Origin of the sequence: Delftia sp. Lp-1 (genome assembly GCF_020523835.1) — a bacterium.
In the GTDB taxonomy this organism is placed as follows: Bacteria; Pseudomonadota; Gammaproteobacteria; order Burkholderiales; family Burkholderiaceae_C; genus Comamonas; species Comamonas acidovorans.
In genome coordinates this window covers 912,016-937,948 of the sequence record NZ_JAJALJ010000001.1, presented here as the reverse complement: position 1 = coordinate 937,948, position 25,933 = coordinate 912,016, and the positions used below count along the sequence as shown (strand labels likewise).

General features: G+C 66.3%; 23 protein-coding genes. 21 read left to right on the top strand and 2 right to left on the bottom strand.

The genetic code is table 11. The features are described from left to right. The first annotated feature begins 254 nt into the window (after positions 1–254). The 3 genes from grpE to dnaJ all read left to right on the top strand — a co-directional run bounded on the left by grpE (position 255) and on the right by dnaJ (position 4,107). A complete protein-coding gene (gene grpE, locus LGR64_RS04090) occupies positions 255–800 on the top strand; it encodes a nucleotide exchange factor GrpE (RefSeq protein WP_013801022.1) in 546 nt (181 codons plus the stop codon). Positions 801–914: 114 nt separating this feature from the next. Beyond that, complete coding sequence (gene dnaK / locus LGR64_RS04085) at positions 915–2,864, top strand: molecular chaperone DnaK (protein WP_034396649.1); 1,950 nt, start codon at positions 915–917, stop codon at positions 2,862–2,864. Between the two features lie 100 nt (positions 2,865–2,964). Further along, positions 2,965–4,107 carry a molecular chaperone DnaJ gene (gene dnaJ / locus LGR64_RS04080; RefSeq protein ID WP_013801020.1) on the top strand — a complete coding sequence of 381 codons (1,143 nt, stop codon included), beginning with the start codon at positions 2,965–2,967 and terminating at the stop codon, positions 4,105–4,107. A gap of 69 nt (positions 4,108–4,176) precedes the next feature. Here dnaJ and LGR64_RS04075 read toward each other — a convergent pair whose 3' ends face one another. Beyond that, positions 4,177–5,439, bottom strand: a complete 1,263-nt coding sequence (locus LGR64_RS04075; RefSeq protein ID WP_230355006.1) for a tetratricopeptide repeat protein — start codon at positions 5,437–5,439, stop codon at positions 4,177–4,179. Positions 5,440–5,680: 241 nt separating this feature from the next. On the opposite strand from LGR64_RS04075, the gene LGR64_RS04070 reads away from it, so the two are divergent. The 13 genes from LGR64_RS04070 (at position 5,681) to accD (ending at position 19,593) form a co-directional block, all read left to right on the top strand. Next, on the top strand, positions 5,681–6,625 hold the full coding sequence (locus LGR64_RS04070; protein WP_012207033.1) for a LysR substrate-binding domain-containing protein: 945 nt from the start codon (positions 5,681–5,683) through the stop codon (positions 6,623–6,625). Between the two features lie 62 nt (positions 6,626–6,687). After that, positions 6,688–8,109, top strand: a complete 1,422-nt coding sequence (gene leuC, locus LGR64_RS04065) for a 3-isopropylmalate dehydratase large subunit (protein WP_034396655.1) — start codon at positions 6,688–6,690, stop codon at positions 8,107–8,109. Positions 8,110–8,141: 32 nt separating this feature from the next. Continuing rightward, a complete protein-coding gene (locus LGR64_RS04060) occupies positions 8,142–8,267 on the top strand; it encodes an entericidin A/B family lipoprotein (RefSeq protein ID WP_012207035.1) in 126 nt (41 codons plus the stop codon). Positions 8,268–8,287: 20 nt separating this feature from the next. Continuing rightward, positions 8,288–8,941, top strand: coding sequence for a 3-isopropylmalate dehydratase small subunit (leuD, locus tag LGR64_RS04055; protein WP_012207036.1), 654 nt, complete (start codon positions 8,288–8,290; stop codon positions 8,939–8,941). Positions 8,942–9,037: 96 nt separating this feature from the next. Next, a complete protein-coding gene (gene leuB, locus LGR64_RS04050) occupies positions 9,038–10,108 on the top strand; it encodes a 3-isopropylmalate dehydrogenase (protein ID WP_012207037.1) in 1,071 nt (356 codons plus the stop codon). 76 nt (positions 10,109–10,184) lie between these two features. Continuing rightward, entirely contained in the window at positions 10,185–10,397 is a 213-nt protein-coding gene (locus tag LGR64_RS04045; protein ID WP_141441563.1) for a hypothetical protein, read from the top strand. A gap of 99 nt (positions 10,398–10,496) precedes the next feature. Beyond that, a complete protein-coding gene (gene asd, locus LGR64_RS04040; protein WP_013801017.1) occupies positions 10,497–11,609 on the top strand; it encodes an aspartate-semialdehyde dehydrogenase in 1,113 nt (370 codons plus the stop codon). A gap of 367 nt (positions 11,610–11,976) precedes the next feature. Next, a complete protein-coding gene (locus tag LGR64_RS04035; RefSeq protein ID WP_185750993.1) occupies positions 11,977–14,895 on the top strand; it encodes a FimV/HubP family polar landmark protein in 2,919 nt (972 codons plus the stop codon). 113 nt (positions 14,896–15,008) lie between these two features. Then, positions 15,009–15,857: a tRNA pseudouridine(38-40) synthase TruA gene (gene truA, locus LGR64_RS04030; RefSeq protein WP_012207040.1), complete on the top strand. Its 849-nt coding sequence runs from the start codon at positions 15,009–15,011 to the stop codon at positions 15,855–15,857. 32 nt (positions 15,858–15,889) lie between these two features. Beyond that, positions 15,890–16,597 (top strand): phosphoribosylanthranilate isomerase, encoded by a 708-nt coding sequence (locus tag LGR64_RS04025; protein WP_141834176.1) that lies wholly within the window; start codon positions 15,890–15,892, stop codon positions 16,595–16,597. Next, positions 16,590–17,846, top strand: a complete 1,257-nt coding sequence (gene trpB / locus LGR64_RS04020) for a tryptophan synthase subunit beta (protein ID WP_034396669.1) — start codon at positions 16,590–16,592, stop codon at positions 17,844–17,846. Before LGR64_RS04025 ends, trpB begins: the two co-directional genes overlap by 8 nt. Beyond that, on the top strand, positions 17,843–18,652 hold the full coding sequence (trpA, locus tag LGR64_RS04015) for a tryptophan synthase subunit alpha (RefSeq protein ID WP_043821492.1): 810 nt from the start codon (positions 17,843–17,845) through the stop codon (positions 18,650–18,652). The genes trpB and trpA overlap by 4 nt, the downstream gene beginning before the upstream one ends. Positions 18,653–18,717: 65 nt before the next feature. After that, a complete protein-coding gene (gene accD / locus LGR64_RS04010; RefSeq protein WP_012207044.1) occupies positions 18,718–19,593 on the top strand; it encodes an acetyl-CoA carboxylase, carboxyltransferase subunit beta in 876 nt (291 codons plus the stop codon). Between the two features lie 78 nt (positions 19,594–19,671). Here the strand turns inward: accD and LGR64_RS04005 are convergent, their stop codons facing one another. Then, positions 19,672–20,229, bottom strand: a complete 558-nt coding sequence (locus LGR64_RS04005; RefSeq protein WP_013801011.1) for a YggT family protein — start codon at positions 20,227–20,229, stop codon at positions 19,672–19,674. A gap of 90 nt (positions 20,230–20,319) precedes the next feature. Between LGR64_RS04005 and LGR64_RS04000 the strand changes: the two genes are divergently transcribed. The 5 genes from LGR64_RS04000 (at position 20,320) to LGR64_RS03980 (ending at position 25,878) form a co-directional block, all read left to right on the top strand. Continuing rightward, positions 20,320–20,994, top strand: coding sequence for an LON peptidase substrate-binding domain-containing protein (locus LGR64_RS04000; protein ID WP_034396674.1), 675 nt, complete (start codon positions 20,320–20,322; stop codon positions 20,992–20,994). A gap of 245 nt (positions 20,995–21,239) precedes the next feature. Next, positions 21,240–22,799, top strand: coding sequence for a lysine--tRNA ligase (lysS, locus tag LGR64_RS03995; protein ID WP_097205024.1), 1,560 nt, complete (start codon positions 21,240–21,242; stop codon positions 22,797–22,799). A gap of 92 nt (positions 22,800–22,891) precedes the next feature. After that, positions 22,892–23,908, top strand: a complete 1,017-nt coding sequence (locus tag LGR64_RS03990; protein ID WP_141834172.1) for a hypothetical protein — start codon at positions 22,892–22,894, stop codon at positions 23,906–23,908. Positions 23,909–24,018: 110 nt separating this feature from the next. Beyond that, positions 24,019–25,101, top strand: a complete 1,083-nt coding sequence (locus tag LGR64_RS03985) for a GGDEF domain-containing response regulator (RefSeq protein ID WP_012207049.1) — start codon at positions 24,019–24,021, stop codon at positions 25,099–25,101. A gap of 108 nt (positions 25,102–25,209) precedes the next feature. Beyond that, positions 25,210–25,878 (top strand): mechanosensitive ion channel family protein, encoded by a 669-nt coding sequence (locus LGR64_RS03980; RefSeq protein WP_185750992.1) that lies wholly within the window; start codon positions 25,210–25,212, stop codon positions 25,876–25,878. Positions 25,879–25,933: the final 55 nt, after the last annotated feature.

The following is a 25,933-nucleotide window of genomic DNA, read 5'->3' as shown; positions in this document are numbered from 1 at the left end:
GGCAAAGCATTGGATTCTAGCGCAGCCCTCTTCCATCTGTACACTCCGCACTGCCCGAGACCCCGGATTCGTGTGGGGCTTTTGCCCCTTCGCCCGGCTTTTGCCCCCACCGTGTGCACCTGCAGTGCGCATGCACAGGCACAAAGCCCTTGAAAATACACCGGTCCGCTCGCATCTCGATTCAAGATCGTGCAATCGCCAAGCCTGGCCTCCAGCGCGGCGATCTTTTTGTTTTGTAGCTGAAGTCTCCATCCATGTCCGAACAAAACTCCAACCCCTTTCAAGACGCAGCCCCGGAAGAAATCGAAGCCGCCATGGCGGCCAACGCCGCAGACGAGCTGCAGCGCCTGCAGGCCGAGCTGGCCGAACTCAAGGCCAAGAGCGCCGAGCTGGCCGACCAGTTCCTGCGCGCCAAGGCCGAGGCAGAGAATGTGCGCCGCCGCGCGGAAGACGAAGTCTCCAAGGCCCGCAAGTTCAGCATCGAGAGCTTTGCCGAAAGCCTGCTGCCCGTCTGCGACAGCCTGGATGCCGCACTGGCCATCCAGCAGGCCACGCCGGAGCAGCTGCGCGAAGGCGCCGACGCGACGCTGCGCCAGCTGACGTCGGCCCTGGAGCGCAACAAGGTCGTGACCATCAACCCGGCAGCCGGCGAGAAATTCGACCCCAACCTGCACCAGGCCATCAGCATGGTGCCTGCCCAGCAGGAAGCCAACACCGTGGTGTCGGTGCTGCAAAAGGGCTACCTGATTGCCGACCGCATCCTGCGCCCGGCCCTCGTGACCGTGGCCCAGCCCCAGTAAGCGTGCGCTCACGGCATCGCTGACAAAAAAGAGGCAAAGCCCCTTGAAGCAGCGCCTGCCGGCCACAAGTTAGCAGTCATTCAAACATTTCACAGAACGCGGAGAGAACTCAAAATGGGAAAAATCATCGGTATTGACCTGGGCACCACCAACAGCTGCGTGGCCATCATGGACGGCAACACCACGCGCGTGATCGAGAACAGCGAAGGTGCACGCACCACGCCTTCGATCATTGCCTACCAGGAAGACGGCGAGATCCTCGTCGGCGCCTCGGCCAAGCGCCAGGCCGTCACCAACCCCCGCAACACCATCTACGCCGCCAAGCGCCTGATCGGCCGCAAGTTCGACGAGAAGGAAGTGCAAAAGGACATCGACCTGATGCCCTACACCATCTCGCGTGCCGACAACGGCGACGCCTGGGTGGAAGTGCGCGGCCAGAAGCTGGCCCCGCCGCAGATTTCCGCCGAAGTGCTGCGCAAGATGAAGAAGACCGCCGAGGACTACCTGGGCGAGCCCGTGACCGAGGCGGTGATCACCGTGCCCGCGTACTTCAACGACGCCCAGCGCCAGGCCACCAAGGATGCCGGCCGCATCGCCGGCCTGGAAGTCAAGCGCATCATCAACGAGCCCACGGCAGCTGCGCTGGCCTTCGGCCTGGACAAGATCGACAAGGGCGACCGCAAGATCGCGGTGTATGACCTGGGCGGTGGCACGTTTGACGTGTCCATCATCGAAATCGCCGATGTGGACGGCGAAAAGCAGTTCGAAGTGCTGTCCACCAACGGCGACACGTTCCTGGGCGGCGAAGACTTCGACCAGCGCATCATCGACTACATCATCACCGAGTTCAAGAAGGACCAGGGCGTTGATCTGGCCAAGGACGTGCTGGCCCTGCAGCGCCTGAAGGAAGCTGCCGAGAAGGCCAAGATCGAGCTGTCGAACTCGGCCCAGACCGACATCAACCTGCCCTACATCACGGCCGATGCCTCGGGTCCCAAGCACCTGAACATCAAGCTGACCCGCTCCAAGCTGGAAAGCCTGGTCGAAGACCTGATCGAGCGCACCATTGCGCCCTGCCGCACGGCCATCAAGGACGCAGGCGTTTCCGTGTCCGACATCGATGACGTGATCCTGGTCGGCGGCATGTCCCGCATGCCCAAGGTGCAGGAGAAGGTCAAGGAATTCTTCGGCAAGGAACCCCGCAAGGACGTGAACCCCGACGAAGCCGTGGCCGTGGGCGCCGCCGTGCAGGGCCAGGTTCTGTCGGGCGACCGCAAGGACGTGCTGCTGCTGGACGTGACGCCGCTGTCGCTGGGCATCGAGACGCTGGGTGGCGTGATGACCAAGATGATCACCAAGAACACCACCATCCCGACGAAGTTCGCACAGACCTTCTCGACGGCCGACGACAACCAGCCGGCCGTGACCATCAAGGTGTTCCAGGGTGAGCGCGAGATGGCTTCGGGCAACAAGATGCTGGGCGAGTTCAACCTCGAAGGCATTCCGCCCGCAGCGCGTGGCGTGCCCCAGATCGAAGTGGCCTTTGACATCGACGCCAACGGCATCCTGAACGTGTCCGCCAAGGACAAGGCCTCGGGCAAGGAAAACAAGATCACCATCAAGGCGAACTCGGGCCTGTCCGAGGACGAGATCCAGAAGATGGTGAAGGACGCCGAGCTGAACGCAGCCGACGACAAGAAGAAGCTGGAACTGGTCCAGGCCCGCAACCAGGGCGAAGCTGCCGTGCACAGCGTCAAGAAGAGCCTGGGCGAGCATGGCGACAAGCTCGACGCTGGCGAGAAGACCGCCATCGAGAGCGCCGTCAAGGACCTGGAAGAGGCACTGAAGGGCGAGGACAAGGACGCCATCGACGCCAAGACCACGGCGCTGATGACGGCCAGCCAGAAGCTCGGCGAGAAGATGTACGCCGATGCGCAGGCAGCCGGCGGCCCCGAGGCAGCAGCAGCCGCCGCAGCGGCCGGTGCAGCAGGCGCCTCGGCCGGTGCAGCAGCCGCTGACGACAACGTCGTTGACGCCGAAGTCAAGGAAGTCAAGAAGGACTGAACCCAGCGCGTGGTCCCTTGACGACCGCTTGCCGCCGCGCTCGGCCCTGCCAAGGGGCTGACGCGGCGTTCCTGTTCCCACTGACTGGCTAGCAAACACCATGTCCAAACGCGATTTTTACGAGGTCCTCGGCGTTGCCAAGAACGCCTCGGACGACGACATCAAGAAGGCTTATCGCAAGCTGGCGATGAAGTACCACCCTGACCGCAACCAGGGGGATGCCGCAAGCGGGGCGGAAGAGAAATTCAAGGAGGCCAAGGAGGCCTACGAGATGCTCTCCGACAGCAACAAGCGCGCGGCCTACGACCAGTACGGCCATGCGGGCGTGGACCCCAACCGCGGCATGGGCGGCGGCGCCGAAGGCTTTGGTGGCTTTGCCGAAGCCTTTGGCGACATCTTTGGCGACATGTTCAACCAGGGTGGCGGCAGACGCGGCGGCGCCGGTGGCGGCCGCCAGGTCTACCGCGGCAACGATCTCAGCTATGCCATGGAGATCACGCTGGAGGAAGCCGCCCACGGCAAGGATGCGCAGATCCGCATCCCCAGCTGGGATGGCTGCGACACCTGCCACGGCAGCGGCGCCAAGCCCGGCACCAGTGCCAAGACCTGCACCACCTGCAACGGCATGGGCAGCGTGCAGATGCGCCAGGGCTTCTTCAGCGTGCAGCAGACCTGCCCGCACTGCCGGGGCACGGGCAAGATCATTCCCGAACCCTGCACCAGCTGCGGTGGCCAGGGCAAGGTCAAGCGCCAGAAGACACTGGAAGTGAAGATTCCAGCCGGCATCGACGACGGCATGCGCATCCGCTCCTCCGGCAATGGCGAACCCGGCACGAATGGCGGGCCTGCGGGCGATCTCTACATCGAGATCCGCATCAAGGACCACGACATCTTCGAGCGCGACGGCGACGACCTGCACTGCAACGTGCCCGTGAGCTTCATCACGGCAGCGCTCGGCGGCGAGATCGAGGTGCCCACCCTGTCGGGCAAGGCGGCCATCGACATCCCCGAAGGTACCCAGGCCGGCAAGCAGTTCCGCCTGCGCGGCAAGGGCATCAAGGGCGTGCGCTCCAGCTATCCCGGCGACCTTTACTGCCACATCGTGGTCGAGACGCCCGTCAAGCTGACCGAGTACCAGCGCAAGCTGCTGCGCGAGCTGGAGGAATCGCTCAAGAAGGGCGGCGCCAAGCATTCGCCCAGCGGCGAGAGCTGGACCGACAGGCTCAAGAGCTTCTTCAGCTGATGCAGCACTGAGCCCCCAACAAAAACGCCTCTTCCGAGGCGTTTTTCATTGGTGCCTGCTCAACAGGACTCAGGGAGCGGGTTTGGCCTTCCAGGCCGCCGCCTGGCGCTCGGTGCGTGCACGCTCGGCCGCGCTCAGCGGCTGGGCCATGCTGTCACGCTTGGCGGCCAGCGAGCTGTCCCTGCCCGCCGCCAGCAGCATCCAGAAATAGGCCTGGGACGGGCTGCGCTCCACGCCCTTGCCCGACGCATAAAGACTGGCGAGATTGGACTGCGCCAGCGCATCGCCCTGCTGGGCGGCACGCTCCAGCCAGCGCGCGGCCTTCTCGTCGCTGGCGGGCACGCCCTGGCCATTGGCATACAGCACGCCCAGGTTGGACTGGGCTGCGGCATTGCCCTGCTCGGCCGCCTTCTCCAGCCAGTGGGCGGCCTGCGCCATGTCGCGATCGACCACGCCACCCTCGGCATAGAGCATGCCGGCATTGAATTGCGCATCGACATGGCCCTGGCCTGCCGCCGCCACAAACCAGCGCAGCGCCTGCGCCACGTCCTCGGCCACGCCCCGGCCCGTGGCATACATCACGCCCAGGCTGTACTGACCGGCCGCTTCACCTTGCTCGGCCGAGCGCTGGAACCACTGCACGGCCTGCGCGGGGTCCTTGGCGGCTCCGCGCCCCTCGGCCAGCATCAGGCCCAGGTTGTTCTGGGCCACAGCATCGCCCTGCTCGGCAGCCTTGCGATACCACTGCACGGCCTGGGCATCGTCACGCGCCACGCCACGGCCATTCGCATACATCAACCCCAGGTCGGACTGGGCTGGCGCATAGCCCTGCTGCGCAGACTTCTCATACCACTGGGCCGCCGTCTCGGCACTCAGGGCAACGCCCTGGCCGCGCTTGTACAGCGAGCCCAGCGCGTACTGGGCGCTGGCCTCGCCCTGCTCGGCATGCTGGTGCAGCGCTGCAACCTCGGCCGCGCTCAGGCCGGGCTCGCCCTTGGACGCGCCGCCACCTGCGGCTGCAGTTGCAGCAGCAGCCCCCGCTGCGGCAGCGCCGCTCACCACGCCTGCAGCGGCGGCCGCCTTGGCAGGTGCGCTGCGGGTGGTAGCAGGTGCCGGCTTGCCCTTGGATTTGACGGCGGTCTTGCCTGTCGGCCTCGCAGCCGCCTTGGCCGCAGGCTTGGCGGGGGCCTTTGCGCCGCTCTTGGCCGTGTTCTTCGCTGGTGGCTGCGGCTTGGCAGACGCCGGGACGGCCATGCAGGACAGGGCTGCGACCAGCAGCAATGACAGGCCTGCAGGCAGGGCTCGCAGGCCCGTCGGGTATCGATCGTTCATATGCTCTTATTTTTGCAGCAATCCATGCAGGCGACTGGCGCAAAGATTGACAAATTCTTTCAGTATGCAACCGGCGTTCCGGCGGGCATGGCTGTCCGCAGCCATCGCCACGAGGCATGACCCCCATCTCCATGAAATCGCACGACATCACCAAAGACATCGCGTTTGAAGATGACAGATCGATGACTTGTGCGAGAAAATCCATTCAACTTCTCCTAATGAGAAGCCTGAACCCCACCACATGAAGAATTCAGAGCGCAGTTTTGCACGGCGCATAGACCTTACCTCCCTGCAGCTGTTCGTGGCTGTCTGCGAACTTGGCAGCATCGGACGAGCGGCAGAGCGCGAGTTCATCGCCGCTTCGGCGGTGAGCAAGCGCCTGTCCGACCTCGAGGCCACCGTGGACACGGCCCTGCTGTATCGCCACAGCCGTGGCGTGACACTCACACCTGCCGGCGAAAGCCTGCTGCACCACGCGCGCAACGTGCTGTACGGCCTGGAGCGCATGCAGGGCGAGCTGTCCGAGTACGCCGATGGCGTGCGCGGCCATGTGCGCATCCACGCCAACATGTCTGCCATCGTGCAGTTCCTGCCGGAAGACCTGGGCGTGTTCGCGCGCAAGCACGGCCAGGTCAAGATCGACCTGCAGGAACAGCTCAGCCCCGCCGTACTGGCTGCCGTACAGGAAGGCACGGCCGACATCGGCATCTGCTCCATGGCGTACATGCCGCTGGGCAATGGCCAGGCCACTCCCGTACTGCAGCACCGCCCCTACCGCGAGGATCGCCTGGTCGTCGTGGTGCCCGAGCAGCACGCGCTGGCGCACAGCGACAGCGTGGCCTTTGCCGATGTGCTCGAATGGGACATCGTCAGCCTGCAGGCCGGCTCCTCCATCAGCCTGGCCATGCGTGCGGCCGCCGCACAGGCGGGGCATGCGCTGCACCAGCGCATCCAGGTCACCAGCCTGGATGCCATGTGCCGCATGATCGACAACGGCCTGGGCGTGGGACTGATCCCCGACCGCGCCTTCGAGCTCATGCACGGCGTGGGCCATCTGCGCGCACTGGAGCTCAGCGACGACTGGGCTCGGCGCGAGCTGAGCATCGTGGCGCGTGACTTCGACGCGCTACCCGTCACGGCCCGCCTGCTGGTCGAGCACCTGAGCCCGCCGGCCAGCGCATCCTGAAGCCACTTGGCCGCTGGATGCCCCCAAAAATTTCCCCACGACACCAACCATTCGAGAACGCCATGGGACGCACCCTCTACGACAAGATCTTCGACGAGCACGTCATCCACACCGAGGATGACGGCACCGCCGTCCTCTACATCGACCGCCACCTGGTGCACGAAGTCACCAGCCCCCAGGCCTTCGAAGGCCTGCGCATGGCCGGCCGCAAGCTGTGGCGCATCAGCTCCGTGGTCGCCACGGCCGACCACAACACCCCCACCGACGGCTGGGAGCGCGGCTATGACGGCATCGCCGACCCGATCAGCAAGGAACAGATCACCACGCTGAACACCAACATCGGCGAGTTCGGCTCTGCGGCCTTCTTCCCCTTCATGGACAAGGGTCAGGGCATCGTCCACGTCATGGGCCCCGAGCAGGGCGCCACCCTGCCCGGCATGACCGTGGTCTGCGGCGACAGCCACACGTCCACGCACGGCGCCTTCGGCGCACTGGCCCACGGCATCGGCACGTCCGAGGTCGAGCACGTGATGGCCACCCAGACCCTGCTGGCCAAGAAGGCCAAGAACATGCTGATCAACGTCAGCGGCAAGGCGGCCCCCGGCATCACGGCCAAGGACATCGTGCTGGCCATCATCGGCAAGATCGGCACGGCCGGCGGCACGGGCTACACCATCGAGTTCGCCGGCGAAGCCATCCGTGACCTGAGCATGGAAGGCCGCATGACGGTCTGCAACATGGCCATCGAAGGCGGCGCGCGCGCAGGCCTGGTGGCCGTGGACGACAAGACCATCCAGTACGTCAAGGGCCGCCCGCTGGCCCCCACCGGCGCCGAATGGGATGCCGCCGTCTCCTACTGGAAGACGCTGCACTCCGATGCCGATGCGAAGTTCGACCGCGTGGTCGAGCTGCAGGCCAGCGAGATCGTGCCCCAGGTCACCTGGGGCACCTCGCCCGAGATGGTGCTGGGCGTGGATGCCCGCGTGCCGGACCCCGACAAGGAAAAGGATGCCAGCAAGCGCGGCGCCATCGAACGCGCGCTGACCTACATGGCCCTGGAGCCCGGCAAGGCCATTGACGACATCTTCGTGGACAAGGTCTTCATCGGCTCGTGCACCAACAGCCGCATCGAAGACATGCGCGAGGCCGCCGCCGTGGTCAAGAAGCTGGGCCAGAAGGTGGCGCGCAACATCAAGCTGGCCATGGTCGTGCCCGGCTCCGGACTGGTCAAGGAACAGGCCGAGCGCGAAGGCCTGGACCAGATCTTCAAGGCGGCAGGCTTTGAATGGCGCGAGCCCGGCTGCTCCATGTGCCTGGCCATGAATGCCGACCGCCTGGAGCCCGGCGAGCGCTGCGCCTCCACCAGCAACCGCAACTTCGAAGGCCGCCAGGGCGCGGGCGGACGCACCCACCTGGTGAGCCCCGCCATGGCTGCAGCCGCCGCCATCCACGGCCACTTCGTGGACATCCGCAGGTTCTCCTGATCCGGATCCCGCAACTGCCCCGCCTGCACACCATGAAGCCCTCCTTCTCGATCCTCCTGATCGGCCTGGCCTTCACCCTGGCCGCCTGCAATACCGTCAAGGGCATTGGCCAGGACGTGCAAAGCGCGGGCAGCGCCATCGAACGCGCCGCCCGCTGAACCCTGAATCCGATACAGCCATGCAACAATTCACCGTGCACAAGGGCCTTGTCGCCCCCATGGACCGCGAAAACGTCGATACCGACGCCATCATTCCCAAGCAGTTCCTCAAGTCGATCAAGAAGACCGGCTTCGGCGTGAACCTGTTCGACGAATGGCGCTACCTGGACCATGGCGAGCCCGGCCAGGACCCGGCCTCGCGCAAGCCCAACCCCGACTTCGTGCTCAATCAGCCGCGCTATGCGGGCGCCTCCATCCTGGTCGCACGCAAGAACTTCGGCTGCGGCTCCAGCCGCGAGCACGCGCCCTGGGCCCTGGACCAGTACGGCTTTCGCGCCATCCTGGCGCCCAGCTTTGCCGACATCTTCTTCAACAACTGCTTCAAGAACGGCCTGCTGCCCATCGTGCTGCCCGAGGCCACGATCGACATGCTGTTCAACGAGATCGCAGCCTTCCCCGGCTACGAGCTGACCATTGATCTGGATCGCCAGGTGATCGTGCGCCCGCAGGGCGAGGAGATCCCTTTCGATGTCATCGCCTTTCGCAAGTTCTGCCTGCTCAACGGCTTTGACGATATCGGCCTGACCCTGCGCCACGCCGACAAGATCCGCGCCTACGAGGCCGAGCGCCTGGCCACCAAGCCCTGGCTGGCACACACGCTGGTGCAGCGCTGATCGATCTCCACTTGCGCGCATCAATGGGCCGCAGGCGTTGCTGAACCAGCCGCCGGCGGCCTTCCACCATCCGAACAGTCTCTCAAAAGGAACACCATGAAAATCGCAGTCTTGCCCGGTGATGGCATCGGCCCCGAAATCGTTGCGGAAGCCGTGAAGGTGCTGGGCGCCCTGGGCCTGGACTTCGACATGCAGACGGCCCCCGTGGGCGGCGCTGCCTACGAAGCTGCCGGCCACCCGTTGCCCGAATCCACGCTGAAGCTGGCCATGGAGTCCGACGCCGTGCTGTTCGGCGCCGTGGGCGACTGGAAGTACGACACGCTGGACCGCCCGCTGCGCCCCGAGCAGGCCATCCTGGGCCTGCGCAAGCACATGGGCCTGTTCGCCAACTTCCGCCCGGCCATCTGCTATGCGGAACTGACTCACGCCTCCAGCCTCAAGCCCGAGCTGGTCGCGGGCCTGGACATCCTCATCATCCGCGAGCTGACCGGCGACATCTACTTCGGCCAGCCGCGCGGCCGCCGCGTGGCCACCGACGGCCACTTCCCCGGTGCCGAGGAAGCCTTCGACACCATGCGCTACTCCAAGCCCGAGATCGAGCGCATCGCCCATGTCGCCTTCCAGGCCGCGCAAAAGCGCAGCAAGCGCGTGACCAGTGTGGACAAGGCCAACGTGCTGGAAACCTTCCAGTTCTGGAAGGACGTGGTCACCGAAGTGGGCCAGCAGTACCCCGATGTGCAACTGGACCACATGTACGTGGACAACGCCGCCATGCAGCTGGTCAAGGAACCCAAGCGCTTTGACGTGGTGGTCACGGGCAACATGTTCGGCGACATCCTGTCCGACGAAGCCTCCATGCTGACCGGCTCCATCGGCATGCTGCCCTCGGCATCGCTCAACTCCAGGGGCCAGGGCCTGTACGAGCCCAGTCACGGTTCGGCCCCCGACATCGCCGGCAAGGGCATTGCCAATCCGCTGGCCACCATCCTGTCGGCCGCGATGATGCTGCGCTTCTCGCTGAACCAGGAAGCTGCCGCCCAGCGCATCGAAGCCGCCGTGCAAAAGGTGCTGGCCCAGGGCCTGCGCACGGCCGACATCTATAGCGAAGGCACGACCAAGGTCTCCACCCGCGAGATGGGCGATGCCGTGGTGGCCGCACTGGCCTGAAGTCCATGACGGCCGCCAGCCTCCAGGCTTGCGGCTGTCCCTGTGGCGGGCGGGCACTGCCCTGCTCCGCCACAACATGGCAAAACGTCAAAATAGACGTCCGGTTTTCGCCGATTCGACGAAGATATTCATCAAAACAGACATTCTTTTTCCTGGCGTATTCGATAGAATGACGTCTCTTATGTTTGCCGCCCGCCCGTTCCTCCTGCTGAACATTGCACCCGCCGCCCTGGCTGGTGTGGCTGCGCGCGCAATCACCTCCACAACCATTACGACAATCAAAGGCTGACCCAGCCCGGTTCGTCGTGCGCCCTCACCTGGCCTAGACGAGCCGGGCGACAACAGTCTTGATCAAGCACTGTTTTCACACTGAAAGGGCGTTTCAAAAATGAGCAAGCAATTGGTAGGCCTCGTCGGCTGGCGCGGCATGGTCGGCTCCGTGCTGATGGACCGCATGCAGGCAGAGGGCGACTTCGACCTGATCGAGCCCGTGTTCTTCTCCACCTCCAACGCCGGCGGCAAGGCCCCGGCCATGGCGAAGACCCACACCGAGCTGCGCAATGCCAACGACATTGCCGAGCTGTCCAAGTGCGACATCATCATTACCTGCCAGGGCGGCGACTACACCAAGGAAGTCTTCCCCCAGCTGCGCGCCTCGGGCTGGAACGGCCACTGGATCGATGCCGCGTCGTCGCTGCGCATGGAAGGCGATGCCGTCATCGTGCTCGACCCCGTCAATGAAGGCCTGATCCAGTCCAAGCTCGCCGCGGGCGGCAAGAACTGGATTGGCGGCAACTGCACCAACTCCATCTTGCTGATGGGCCTGGGCGGCCTGTTCAAGGCCGGTCTCGTGGAATGGGTCAGCTCCATGACCTACCAGGCAGCCTCCGGTGGCGGCGCCAACCACATGCGCGAACTGCTCAAGGGCATGGGCGTGGTGCACGCTGCCGTGGCCGACGAACTGGCCACGCCCGCATCCGCCATCCTGGACATCGACCGCAAGGTGGCCCAGACCATCCGCACCGACGTGCCCACCGAATTCTTCGGCGCACCGCTGGCCGGTGGACTGATCCCCTGGATCGATGCGCAGCTGGACAACGGCCAGTCCAAGGAAGAGTGGAAGGGCCAGGCCGAGGTCAACAAGATCCTGGGCACCGAGCAGACCATCCCTGTCGATGGCCTGTGCGTGCGCATCGGCGCCATGCGCTGCCACAGCCTGGCGCTGACCCTCAAGCTCAAGAAGGACCTGCCCCTGGAAGAGCTGGAAGCCATCATCAAGTCCGGCAACCCCTGGGTGAAGTGGGTTCCCAACGACCGTGCCATCACCGTCAAGGAACTGACCCCTGCCGCCATCACCGGCGGCCTGGAAGTCGGCGTGGGCCGCGTGCGCAAGCTGAACATGGGCCCCGAATACCTGTCGGCCTTCGTGATCGGTGACCAACTGCTGTGGGGCGCCGCCGAGCCGCTGCGCCGCATGCTGCGCATCCTGCTCGCCGCCTGAGCATCGCCGGCTTGAGCCAACACAAAAAGCGCCATGTCCCGGGCCGGGACATGGCGCTTTTTTCGGCTTTAAGCCCTGGGCAATTGGGCACAATGCCCAGGTCTCTTGTCCATTGGCTGTAGGTGGTTGCCTACAATCACCAAAGATACATTGTGTTTCTTCTCGTTGCCGTTCGACAACAACTATTGGCGTTCGCCGGCAACCAGACGCTTGCGATCCTATAGCGTGGCCGACAATGCGACCCAAGCACCTTGGTAGATGGCGTGCCATCTATCCCCGGGTAAATTTCAATTACATGTGCAAGCGCGGGCATTCCCACAATAACAATAGTGCCTGCCCAATTGCATCCACACAGGTTTGACGCTTTATGCATCGTTGGAAACTCTCTGTGCTGGCCACTGCGGCCGTCGTCTCGGTCGCACTGCCCGCCTCCGAGGCCTGGGCACTGGCTCTGGGCCGGGTGAACGTGCAATCGGCCCTGGGCGAGCCCCTGCGTGCCGAAGTCGAAATCCCCCAGATCACCGCCGCTGAAGCCGAAGGCCTGCGCGTGGGCGTGGCCTCTCCCGGCGTCTTCCGCACCCAGGGCATGGAGTACAACGCCACCGCCAGCCAGGTGCGCGTCAGCGTGCAGCGCCGCGCGGATGGCTCGGCCGTGCTGCGCCTCACAAGCACACAGCCCGTCAACGAACCCTTTGTCGATCTGGTGATCGACGCCAGCTGGGCCTCGGGCAACCTGCAGCGCAACTACACCCTGCTGCTGGACCCGCCCACCCTGCAAAAGCTCCCGCCTGCCGTGACGGCTGCAGCCCAGGCCTCGGCACCCGAGCCTGCCGCAGCGCCGCGCCGCGCAGCCCCCACCCCCTCGCAAACTCCATCGCAAGCTGCATCGCAAGCCGCGGCAGGCAACACCGAGGAAAGCCGCCCCGCGCCAGCAGCAGCGCGCCGTGCCGCCCCGACAGCCCGCGAGCGCGCCGCAGCGGCTCCCGCGCCGTCCGAGGCCTCCGAAGTCCGCATCAAGACCGGGGACACGGCAGGCCGCATCGCCGCCGCCCACCTGCCAGCCGGCGTTTCGCTGGACCAGATGCTGGTGGCCATGCTGCGCACCAATCCCAAGGTCTTCATCAACGGCAATGTGAACCGCATGCGCTCCGGCGCCGTGCTCACCGTGCCGGACGAAGCCACGGCCCAGGCCACCTCGCCGCGCGAAGCGCGCCAGATCGTTGCCGCCCAGTCCCGCGATTTCAACCAGTTCCGCCGCCAGCTGGCCAGCGCCGCGCCGGCCGCGCCCGTGGCATCAGCCAATCGTGAAGCATCGGGCAGCGTCCAGGCCCAGGTCGAAGACCGCAAGCCGTCCACCGCAGCACCCGACAAGCTCACCCTGTCCAAGGGCGCCGTCAAGGGCGTGGAGGCCGACGAGCGCCTGGCCAAGCAAAAGCAGTCGGACGACCAGGCATCGCGCACGGCCGAGCTGCAGCGCAACATGTCCGAGCTGAGCCAGATCGCCGCCGCCACCAAGCCCGCCGAAGGTGCTGCTGCAGCACCTGCCTCGGCAGCCAGCGGCACGGCAAACGGCGTGGCTGTGCCGGGCGCGCCGACCGTGCCTGCAGCGCCTGAAGCTGCAGCACCCCAGACAACTCCCGCGGCCCCGGCAGCGCCTGCCGATGCAGCTGCTGCGGCCGCTGCGCCCACCGCTGCTCCAGACGCCGCAGCCAATGCTGCCGGCTCGGCAGCGCCCGCAGCAGAAGCTGTGCCCGCCACGCCCGCTCCGGCCGAGCCACCCAAGCCCAAGCCGGCACCCGCCCCCGTCGCGCCGATCGCCGAGCCCAGCTTCATCGATACGCTGCTGGAAGACCCCACCATCCCGCTGGCCGGCGCTGCCCTGCTGGCCCTGCTGCTGGGCTATGGCGGCTACCGCGTCATGCAGCGCCGCCGCGCCGCTGCCGCCTCCAGCGAAAGCGCCTTTGGCGACAGCCAGCTGGCCGCCGACTCCTTCTTTGGCGCCAGCGGCGGCCAACGCGTGGACACCGGCACATCGAGCCAGCTGTCCGGCACCTCCATGCATTACTCGCCCAGCCAGCTTGATGCGGGCGATGTGGACCCCGTGGCCGAGGCCGACGTCTACCTGGCCTATGGCCGCGACCTGCAGGCAGAGGAAATCCTCAAGGAAGCGCTGCGCACCGACCCCAACCGCACCGCTCTGCACCAGAAGCTGGCCGACATCTACGCCAAGCGCCATGACCGCAAGGCCTTCGAGGCCGTCGCGCAGACCCTGCATGGCCTGACCCAGGGCAAGGGCGTGGACTGGCAGCGCCTGGCCGACCAGGGCCGCATCCTGGACCCGGAAAACGCCCTCTACCAGCCTGCAGGCGCCGCGCCCCTGTCTGGTGCCGCCGTTGCCGGTGGCGCCGCAGTGGCTGCTGCCGGACTGGCTGCCGCCTCGCTGGCCAGCCGCCCCCTGGACATGGATGCGCACCGCGAAGGCCCTGCCACCCTGCCCATGGACCTGGACATGGACCTCAACATGGACCTGCCCGGCGGCCTGGCCGATGCCAGCCTGCCCGCGCAGCACGCCAGCCCCCTGCCCGCACCGGCCCCCATGCCCAGCGAACAGGACTTCGCAGCGCTGGAGCCCACGCTGCGCGCGCCGCTGGAAGCCATGCCCTCCGCAAAGGACGACACGCCTCGCATCGAGCCCCACGTCGAGCCACCCGTTGCATCGCTGGACATGCCCGGCTTCCAGCCCACGGCCCACGCCTCGCTGACGGACGCCCTGAACCACAGCAACGCCATGGACGGCATGCAGCCGACCGAGATGCTGTCGCTGGACATGCCCGGCACGCAGGTGGCCGACAGCTTCCCGGCCACCGAGCCCTCGCCCCTTACCAGCTCCACCACGGACGACAGCCATGCCAAGACCGAGCTGCTGTCGCTGGATGCCATGGAGTTCAACCTGGAAGGCCTGAGCACGGAGGCACCCGCCCCAACGCCGGCAACGCCCCAGGCAGGCGGCGTGCTGGAGACGGCGGCCAAGGCCAAGCCGGAACCGACCGAGTCGCTGGAATTCGACCTGGGCAGCCTGTCCCTGGACCTGGGCAACGACGCCCCTGCCGTCGCAACCCCGCCCTCGGCTCCTGAAGACCCGCTGGCCACCAAGCTCGCGCTGGCCCAGGAGTTCAACGCCATCGGCGACAGTGACGGAGCCCGTACACTGATCGAGGAAGTGATCGCCGAGGCCCACGGCGATCTCAAGGCCAAGGCCCAGCGCCTGCTGGCCGAGATAGATTGAAGCCCGGCGGCGCCTGCCCAGGCGCCGCACCGGCTTCGCGTGACAGGGCGGCGCAAGCCGCCATGGAAAACTGACAACTTGATGCACACCCAACCCATGCCGGAGGCCTCGCAATGCGCGTAGCCCTCGGCGTCGCCTACAACGGCCAGCGCTACAGCGGCTGGCAAAGCCAGCTGTCTGGCAACACCATTCAAGACCATCTCGAAGCGGCCCTGGGCCGCTTTGCCGCTCAGGAGGTGCACACCCTCTGCGCGGGCCGCACCGATGCCGGCGTGCACGGCCTCATGCAGGTCGTCCACTTCGACACCCCGCTGGACAGGGCCCCGTTCTCCTGGGTCCGTGGCACCAACACCTTCCTGCCGCCGGACATTGCCGTGCAATGGGCCCAGCCCGTGCCCGATGCCTTCCATTCGCGCGCCTGTGCCACGGCAAGGCGCTATGCCTATGTGCTGCTGCAATCGCCCGTGCGCCCCAGCGTGGAGGCCGGGCGCGTGGGCTGGGTGTTCCATGCGCTCGATGGTGACGCCATGCAGGCCGCCGCCCGGCACCTGCTGGGCGAGCACGACTTCAGCTCGTTCCGCGCATCGGGCTGCCAGGCCAAGTCCCCCGTCAAGACGCTGCACCGCCTGTCCATCACCCGCCGCATGGCAGGCGATGGCGCCCAGATGGCCGCAGCCAGCTCCATGCGGCCCGGCGATGCGGCCATGGAATGCTGCTACTGGCGCTTCGAGTTCGAAGGCAGCGCCTTCCTCCATCACATGGTGCGCAACATCATGGGCTGCCTGATCGCCATCGGCCAGGGCACATATGCGCCGCAGTGGATGCAGCAGGTACTGGACGCCCGTTCCCGCGATGCCGCCGCGCCCACCTTCTCGCCCGACGGCCTGTACTTTCTGGGCCCCGTATACGATCCTTCATGGGGCCTTCCTTCGCGCAGCCCGGCCTATGATTGGCTCCCTTGAACGGACAAGCCCTCCCCCATTCTTCAGCCCCCATGCAGCGCACTCGAATCAAGATCTGCGGACTCACCCGCGAACAGGACGTGGACGCCGCCGTGGCTGCGGGCACCGATGCCGTGGGTTTTGTGCTCTACGCCCCCAGTCCGCGCGCCGTGACGGTGCAGCGCGCTGCAGAACTGGCGCGACGCCTGCCGCCCTTCGTGACCCCGGTGCTGCTGTTCGTCAATGAAAGCGCCGCCAACGTGATGGCTGCCTGCGCCGCCATCCCGGGCGCCTGCGTGCAGTTCCACGGCGACGAGTCCCCAGAGGACTGCCTTGCCGCCACATCGGGCGGCACCCGCGCCTTCCTGCGCGCCGCACGCATTCCCCTTGGTCCCGACGCCGCGCGCTTCGACCTCGTAGAATATGCCCAGCGTTACTCGAAAGCCCAGGCCATACTGCTCGACGCCCATGTCGACGGCTATGGTGGTGGCGGAAAAGCATTCAATTGGTCACTCCTTCCACCAAACGTCGCCTCTCACCTCGTTTTGTCTGGTGGACTCACGCCTGCAAACGTGACCGATGGCATCTTGCAAGTGCGCCCGCGAGGACTCTCGCTGGCCGTTGATGTCAGTTCCGGCGTCGAGGCCGATGGTCCCGACGGCAAGCCCCTCAGGGGCATCAAGGACGCCGGCAAGATACACCGATTCATCGCCGCCGTGCGCGCGGCCGATGACCAACTTTTGCAGACAAGCCATGTTTGAATACCAGTACCCTGACGCATCCGGCCACTTCGGCCGCTTCGGCGGCAGCTTTGCCAGCGAAACCCTGACACACGCTCTGACCGAGCTGCGCGACGCCTACGCCAAGTACCAGAACGACCCGGAATTCGTTGCCGAATTCCAGTCCGAGCTGGCCCACTTCGTCGGCCGTCCCTCGCCCGTCTACCACGCGGCACGCATGTCGCGCGAGATGGGGGGCGCGCAGATCTACCTCAAGCGCGAAGACCTCAACCACACGGGCGCGCACAAGATCAACAACGTGATCGGCCAGGCCATGCTCGCGCGGCGCATGGGCAAGCCCCGCATCATTGCCGAGACAGGCGCCGGCCAGCACGGCGTGGCCACGGCCACCATCTGCGCGCGCTACGGCCTCGAATGCATCGTCTACATGGGTGCCGAGGACGTGAAGCGCCAAAGCCCCAACGTCTACCGCATGCGCCTGCTGGGCGCCACCGTGGTGCCGGTGGAGTCGGGCAGCCGCACGCTCAAGGACGCGCTCAACGAAGCCATGCGCGACTGGGTGGCCAACGTGGACAACACCTTCTACATCATCGGCACCGTGGCCGGCCCCCATCCCTACCCGGCGATGGTGCGCGACTTCCAGAAGGTCATCGGCGAGGAATGCCTGACGCAGATGCCCGAATTCCTGGGCGCCGACCGCCAGCCTGATGCCGTGGTCGCCTGCGTGGGCGGCGGCAGCAATGCCATGGGCATCTTCCACCCCTACATCCCGTTCGAGAACACGCGCCTGATCGGCGTGGAGGCGGCCGGCGAAGGCCTGGACAGCGGCAAGCACTCGGCCTCGCTGCAGCGCGGCAGCAGCGGCGTGCTGCACGGCAACCGCACCTTCATCCTGCAGAACGAGAACGGCCAGATCACCGAGACGCACAGCATCAGCGCCGGCCTCGACTATCCCGGCGTCGGCCCCGAGCACGCCTGGCTGCAGGAACTGGGCCGGGCCCAGTACGTGGGCATCACCGACCAGGAGGCGCTGGACGCCTTCCACTACCTGTGCCGCACCGAAGGCATCATTCCCGCCCTGGAGTCCAGCCATGCCGTAGCCTATGCCATGCAACTGGCCAAGACCATGCGCGCCGACCAGTCCATCCTCGTGAACCTGTCCGGTCGCGGCGACAAGGACATCGGCACCGTGGCCGACCTCTCGGGCGCCGATTACTACGACCGGCCCTCCATGCGCGGGCTCACGGTCAAGGGAGGAGCAGCTCAATGAGCCGCATCACCACGACTTTCGCCAAACTCCAGGAAGAAGGCCGCAAGGCCCTGATCCCCTACATCACCGCAGGCTTCCCGTTCGCGGCCATCACGCCGTCGCTGATGCACGGCATGGTGGAGGCCGGCGCCGACGTGATCGAGCTGGGCGTGCCCTTCTCGGACCCCATGGCCGACGGCCCCACCATCCAGAAGGCAGGCGACCGCGCCATCGCCAATGGCGTGGGCCTGGTGCAGGTGCTGGCCTATGTGCGCGAGTTCCGCCAGAAGAACCAGACCACGCCCGTGGTGCTGATGGGCTACGCCAACCCGGTGGAGCGCTACGACCAGATCCACGGCAATGACCGCTTCGTGGACGATGCGGCCGAGGCCGGCGTCGATGGCCTGCTCATCGTGGACTACCCGCCCGAGGAGTGCGAGGCATTCGCCGCGCAACTGCGTGCGCGCGACATGGACCTCATCTTCCTGCTGGCGCCCACCTCCACCACCGAGCGCATGCAGCAGGTGGCGCGCGTGGCCAGCGGCTATGTCTACTACGTCTCGCTCAAGGGCGTGACCGGAGCAGGCACGCTCGACACGGCGGCCGTGGAAGCCATGCTGCCGCGCATCCGCGAGCATGTGAGCATTCCCGTGGGCGTGGGCTTCGGCATCCGCGACGCGGCCACGGCCCAGGCCATATCCCGCGTGGCTGACGCCGTGGTCATCGGCAGCCGCATCATCGAGATGCTGGACGGCCAGCCCCACGAAAAGATCGTCCCCCTGACCATCGACTTCCTGCGCGGCGTGCGCAAGGCACTCGACGCGTAGGTCGCATAATGCAGCCCTTGCATGCGGCCCGGTGCCGCATGCCCTGCGCCTGAAAAGGAAACACCATGTCCTGGCTTGAAAAACTCCTGCCTGCCAAAATCCAGCAAACCAACCCCACGGATCGCCACCAGCAGATCCCCGAGGGTCTGTGGATCAAGTGCCCGAGCTGCGAGACCGTGCTCTACAAGGCCGATCTGGAGAAAAACCAGAACGTCTGCCCCAGCTGCAGCCACCATCACCGCATCGGCGCGCGCGCCCGCCTGAACCATTTCCTGGATGCCGAGGGCCGCTATGAAATCGGCCAGGAAGTCATCCCCGTCGACGCCCTGAAGTTCAAGGACAGCCGCAAGTACCCCGAGCGCCTCAAGGAAGCGCTGGAGAACACCGGCGAGACCGATGCTCTGGTCGTCATGGGCGGCGCCATCAAGAGCGTCAACGTGGTCGCAGCCTGCTTCGAGTTCGAGTTCATGGGCGGCTCCATGGGCTCCGTGGTCGGCGAGCGCTTCGTGCGCGGTGTCGAGACCGCCATCGAGCAGAAGGTCCCCTTCATCTGCTTCACCGCCACGGGCGGTGCGCGCATGCAGGAAGGCCTGTTGAGCCTGATGCAGATGGCCAAGGCCAATGCAGCGCTCACGCGCCTGGCCAAGAAGGGCCTGCCCTACGTCTCGGTGCTGACCGATCCCACCTTCGGTGGCGTCTCCGCCAGCTTCGCCTTCGTCGGCGATATCGTCATTGCCGAGCCCAAGACCCTGGTCGGCTTCGCCGGCCCGCGCGTGATCGAAACCACCGTGCGCGTGAAGCTGCCCGAAGGCTTCCAGCGCGCCGAGTTCCTACAGGACAAGGGCGCCGTGGACATGATCGTGGACCGCCGCGAGCTGCGCGACCGCATCGCCGCATCGCTTGCCATGCTGCAGCGCCTGCCGGCCGACGCGGTCCAGTAAAGCCTCGCGCAGACACAAAAAAAGCCGCCGCAGGTTGATGCCTGCGGCGGCTTTTTCACGTCCACGAAACCAGGGAAATCAGGCCAGCAGCATCAGGCCCGACCCCTGGATATACCCCAGCACCATCAGCGCGATCTGCAGCAGCACCAGAGCCACCAGTGCCGACAGATCGATACCGCCGATCAGCGGAACAACACGGCGGATGGGCCGCAGCATGGGCTCGGACAGGCGCTGCAGCACGCCATACATCGGCGACTGCGGCTGCACCCACGACAAGATGGCATAGATCAGCAGCACGCCCACCATGCCCGACAGCGCCACGCGCGCCAAGCCGCACAGCGCCAGCCAGGGCAGGGCAACCACGGTGGACTGCCCACCCATCAACAGCCACAGCAGCACGAACTGCAGCATCTGCAGCAGGAAGGCGGCGATCAGGCTGGACATATCCCAGCGCCCGGCCGGCTTGATGATGCGGCGCAGCGGCATCACGATCCAGTCGGACAGCGCAAACACCAGCTGCCCCACGGGGTTGCCGAAGGGCACGCGCTGGGCCTGCATGTACATGCGCAACAGGCAGACGCCGGTCAACAGGCCAACGACCACGTCGAGCAAAAAGGAAACGATCTGAAAAAGCATGGCGTTGTAGGACTGCGGGAGGAAGATCGGACCATGGCCATCCGGCCTTGGCACAGCATGGGATGATAGCTGCCGCATCCCGCCCATCACATGACCGCCCCTACCGCACTGCACTCCCTGCCGCTGTTCCCCCTGGGCAGCGTCCTCTTTCCCCAAGGCCTGCTGAGCCTTCGCGTCTTTGAAGTCCGCTACCTGGACATGATCCGCAAGTGCGAGCGCACGGGCGCTCCCTTCGGCGTGGTGGCGCTGCAGGCCGGCAGCGAAGTGCGCAAGGCCGGCGCGGCCGCCGAGCAATTGCACGCCGTGGGCACGCTGGCCCGCATCGTCCAGTTGCAGCAGCCCCAGCCCGGCCTGCTGCACCTGCAGTGCGAAGGCACGCAGCGCTTTCGCATGCAGGAGCATCGCCAGCTGCCCCACGGCCTGTGGGTGGCCGATGTGCAGATGCTGCCTGCCGATGCCGCCGTACCCATCCCCAGCCACCTGCTCGCCACCGCCCAGGCCCTGGCCCAGGTGCTGATGCAGCTGCACGCGCGCTCCACAGACGCCGACCATGCCCGACTGCCCAGCGCCGAACAGATGGGCGACTGCGGCTGGGTGGCCAACCGCTGGACCGAGCTGCTGCCCATGCCGGTCTCCATCAAACAGCAACTGATGGCGCTGGACAGCCCGCTGGTGCGGCTGGAGCTCGTGGCCGATGTGCTGGAGCGCAGCGGCATAGGCCATGCCCAGGGCCCCGCACCCGGCTCCCCTTCCGCCGGGCACTGACGAATTGGCGGGACAGCGGCGTCATACCGCAGCGGCGTCCGGCACATTGGCAGCACCGCGCACCGAAAGCGCGCCAAAAAACTTAAAATCGCGGATTCAGCCCGCCAGCTGCGGGGCTTGCCGGTGGCATTTGCTGCCGCCTCTGCACCCTCCAGCCCTTTGCGCCTGGCTTTTTTCGGCTTTTCCCGCTTTTTTCCCCCGGCTTTTTTCCGGCCCCTCGGCGTTTTGCGCTGGCGCTCATTGTCATGACCGAACACAACACCCCATCCGCAGCGGACCAGACCGCTCCCCAGGACGAAAACCAACTCATCGCCGAGCGCCGCGAAAAACTCAAGGCCCTGCGCGAACAGGTCCGTGAACAGGGCGGCGTGGCCTTTCCCAACGACTTCAAGCCCGCCGACCGCGCCGAGGCGCTGCAGCAGGCCCATGCCGACAAGAGCGCCGAGCAGTTGGACGCCGAAGCCGTGCAGGTCAGCCTGGGCGGCCGCATGATGCTCAAGCGCGTCATGGGCAAGGCCAGCTTTGCCACCATCCAGGACGGATCGCTGGGCCCCACGCACGGCCGCATCCAGCTGTACATCACACGCGACACCGTGGGCGAGGAGGTCTATGCGGCCTTCAAGCGCTGGGACCTGGGCGACATCCTGGGCGCAGAGGGCACGCTGATGAAGACTAAGACGGGCGAGCTGTCGGTCAAGGTGCAGACGCTGCGCCTGCTCACCAAGAGCCTGCGCCCCATGCCCGACAAGTTCCACGGCATGGCCGACCTGGAGCAGAAGGTGCGCCAGCGCTACGTGGACCTGATGATGGACGAGCAGGCCCGCCGCCGCTTCATCGCACGCAGCAAGGCCGTCTCGGGCATCCGCGAATTCATGGTGGAGCACGGCTTCCTGGAAGTGGAAACGCCCATGCTGCACCCCATTCCCGGCGGCGCCAACGCCAAGCCCTTCGTCACCCACCACAACGCGCTGGACCAGGAGATGTACCTGCGCATCGCGCCCGAGCTGTACCTCAAGCGCCTGGTGGTCGGCGGCTTCGAGCGCGTGTTCGAGATCAACCGCAACTTCCGCAACGAAGGCATCTCGGTTCGCCACAACCCCGAGTTCACCATGATGGAGTTCTACGCGGCCTACTGGAACTACCGCGACCTGATGGACTACACCGAGGCGCTGGTGCGCGACGCCGCGCAAAAGGCCGTGGGCACGCTGCAGCTGACCTACGGCGGCAAGCCCGTGGACCTGTCCCAGCCCTTCCAGCGCCTGACCATTCCCGAGGCCATCGTCAAGTTCACCGAGGCGGGCGACAAGGTGGCCGACCGCGATTGGCTGACCAATGCGCTGCGCAAGCTGGGCATGACGGAAGAAAAGGACCGCCTGTCCGCCCGCACCCTGGCCAGCCTGCAGGTGCTGTACTTCGAGGAAGTGGTGGAAGAAAAGCTCTGGCAGCCCACCTTCATCATGGAGCACCCCACCGAGATCTCGCCGCTGGCGCGCGCCAATGACGAGCGCCCCGAGGTCACCGAGCGCTTCGAGCTGTACATCACGGGCCGCGAATTCGGCAACGGTTTCTCCGAACTCAACGACGCCGAGGACCAGGCCGCGCGCTTCAATGCCCAGGTCCAGGCCAAGGACGGTGGCGACGACGAAGCCATGTACTTCGACCACGACTTCGTGCGTGCCCTCGAGTACGGCATGCCCCCCACGGGCGGCTGCGGCATCGGCATCGACCGCCTGATGATGCTGCTGACCGACAGCGCCAGCATCCGCGACGTGATCCTGTTCCCTGCCCTGCGCCGCGAACAGTAAAAACCACGGCATCCAACGCCTGCGCGCGTTGCAAACTGAAGCCGCCTGCGTTCCCTTGGGAGCCAGGCGGCTTTTCCCTATACTGGCTCGCCATGCACATCCCCACCTACTGGGCGCAGGCGCGCCTGCGGCATGAAAGCCGCCCCACCCACGGCATCACCGTCCAGCGCTGGGGATGGTCAGACACCAGCCAGGAAGCCGCCCAGGCCCACGCACAGGAGCGTGCTGGCCAGGCCCTGGAAGCCGCCCGCAATGCGGCGCTTCCAAAGGGCGAGCCTCGCATGGAATGGAAGAACGAGTACGCGCTCGACGGCTTCACCACCCCCATACGCGAAGAAGTCCTGCAGCGCCGCGACGGCACGGTGATGACGCGCAACAGCTACGGCGCCCACTGCCTGAACACCGAGCGCGTGGCCATCGCCGATATCGACCTGCCCGAGCCGCCGAGCGCCGTGCGCTTTCCCGTCGTGACCCTGCTGTTGTTGGCTTCGGTCGCCATCTGGCTGGCCCGGCTGGCACCGCACAAGAACAATTCGCGGATGGTGGCCACGGCACTGGTCGTGCTGCTGCTGTTCCTTGCCATGCGGCGCGTGCAGCGCTGGTGGGAAGCACGCCAGGCGCGCCAGCGTGCGGCCACGGACTCGCCGGCCACGCGCGCCATGGAGCGCGTGCAGACCTTCCACCAAAGCCACCCCGACTGGGGACTGCGCGTCTACGAAACACCCAAGGGCCTGCGCGTCATCGTCACGCATGCCGATTTCGCATCGGACGATCCGGCCGTCGGGCGGCTGTTCGACGCCCTGCAGGTGGACCCGCTCTATGCCCTGCTGTGCGAGCGCCAGCAATGCTTTCGCGCACGTGTCTCCGGCAAGCCCTGGCGCATGGGCCTGACCGGCCTATCCACCTCGCTGCGCAGCTGGCCCGTTCCCGAAGACCGGCAGGAGGAGCGCCGCCAGTGGGCACTTGCCTATGACAGCAAAGCCCAGGGCTTTGCGGCCTGCAGGCTGCTGCAGCAACTGGGTAACCCGCGCATCTGCCCGGCTGCCGACGCCTTTGTGCAGTGGCATGACGAGGCCAGCCGCGCCCGCACGGATCTGCCGCTGGCCTAGCAAAAGCCCCGTGCACACAATCGCACACGGACGCGACACCCGACTTACACTGGCGCCATCCCCACGCCGCGCACTGCGCGGCCCCTTGATCCATTCCTGGTTTCGCAACCATGAAGGCCATGCCCCCCGCCCCACCTCCCCTGCCCACCGACAGCGCCGACTCCCCCGCCATCGAGCCCAGCGGAGCACGCTTCGCCAAGCCAACGGACGAGTCCGCGCCCTTTTGCGTGCTGGTCGTGGAAGACCAGGCCTCGGTGCGCACCAGCCTGGTCAGCGAGCTGCTGCACGCGGGCGTGACCCGCGTGCTGGAGGCCGCCGATGGCCCCAGCGCCCTGGTGCTGTTCCGCGAGCAGCGCCCCGACCTGGTGCTGCTGGACATCCGCCTGCCCGGCGAGGATGGCTACTGGGTTGCCCGCCAGCTGCGCGAGGCCGAGCCCGGCGAGTGGACGCCCGTCATCTTCCTGTCCGGCCTGGACAATGACCTGGATGTGTGGCGCGGCATCGAGGCCGGAGGCGACGACTACCTGGTCAAGCCCGTCAAGCCCATCGTGCTCGTGGCCAAGCTGCGCGCCATGCGCCGCCTGCTGGACATGCGCCGGCGCCTGGTATCGCTGTCGGCCGAGCTGCACGAGGCCAACCAGAAGCTCAATGAAATGGTCGAGCTCGACCAGCTCACGGGCCTGGTCAACCGCCGAGGCTTCGACCGCATCCTGCATGCAGAGATCGCCTCGGCCCGGCGCGAAGGCCAGCCACTGACGCTGATGCTCTGCGACCTGGACCATTTCAAGCGCTACAACGACACCTATGGCCACGTGCATGGCGATGAATGCCTGAAACAGATCGGGCGCCTGCTGCGCGAGGTCTGCGTACGCCCCCGTGACGTGGCGGCGCGCTATGGCGGCGAGGAATTCGCGCTCATCCTGCCGCGCACGCCACGCTCGGGCGCCATGACGTTTGCGCGTGCCGTGGGCCAGATGCTGCGCGTGCTGCGCATACGCCACCCCGATTCGCCCCATGAATCGGGTCTCACGCTGTCGGGCGGCATCACCACCTGCATTCCCGACGAATACACCAGCGCCGAAGCCATGCTCATGCGCGCCGACCAGGCACTGTACGCGGCCAAGGCGCAGGGGCGCGACCGCTTCTTCAGCTTCGAGATGCAGATGGACACGGTGGAGCAGCGCCGCACCTGACTGCCGGGCCTTGCGCCTGCGCTTACGATCGCAGCTCAATGCCGGGCGCGCGCGAGCTGCGCATCCGGGTCCCGAAAGCGGATTCCTGTTTCCTGAATGTTTGAAGTTATGCGTCGTTTTCAAGCGCACCTGCCCACCTGGATGCAGGATTGGCTGGAGTTCATCATCCCCGGTGCCCAGATCCTGCTGATCATCGGTGCGGCCTGGCTGCTCAATCGCCTGGTTCGCCGGCTGATCGCACGCGCGGGCCGGCACTACGGCCTGCCGCCGGAGCTGCTGGTGCCGCTGCGCGGCGTGTTCCGCTGGATTCTCATTGCCGCCACCGTGCCGCTGGTACTGGAGCGCCTGGGCGTCTCGGCCACCGTGCTGTGGACGGCCTTCACCGGCTTTGCCACCGTGGGCGCCGTGGCCTTCTTTGCAGCCTGGAGCGTGCTGTCCAACCTGTTCTGCGCACTGCTCATCGTCATCGTCGGGCCCTTTCGCCTGGGTGACTACATCGAGGTGCTGGACACGGCGGAAAAGCCCGGTGCCAAGGGCCGCGTGATCGACATCAACATGCTCTACACCACCTTGCAGGACGCCCATGCGCCCGATCTCTCACCCAACCTGCTGCAGATCCCCAACTCGCTGATCTTCCAGCGCGTGGTCCGGCGCTGGAAGGGGGGCCTGGGCGCGGATGGCGAGCATGCCACCCATGGCGAGGAGGAGCGCGCCATCCGGCTGACCACGCCGCATGATGCCCAGCCCTCGCAGCCTCCCATGCACACGACCAACTAAGGCCGGCACCGCATGAAAAAAGCCGCCGCCCGGCAAAGGGACGGCGGCTTCGCCA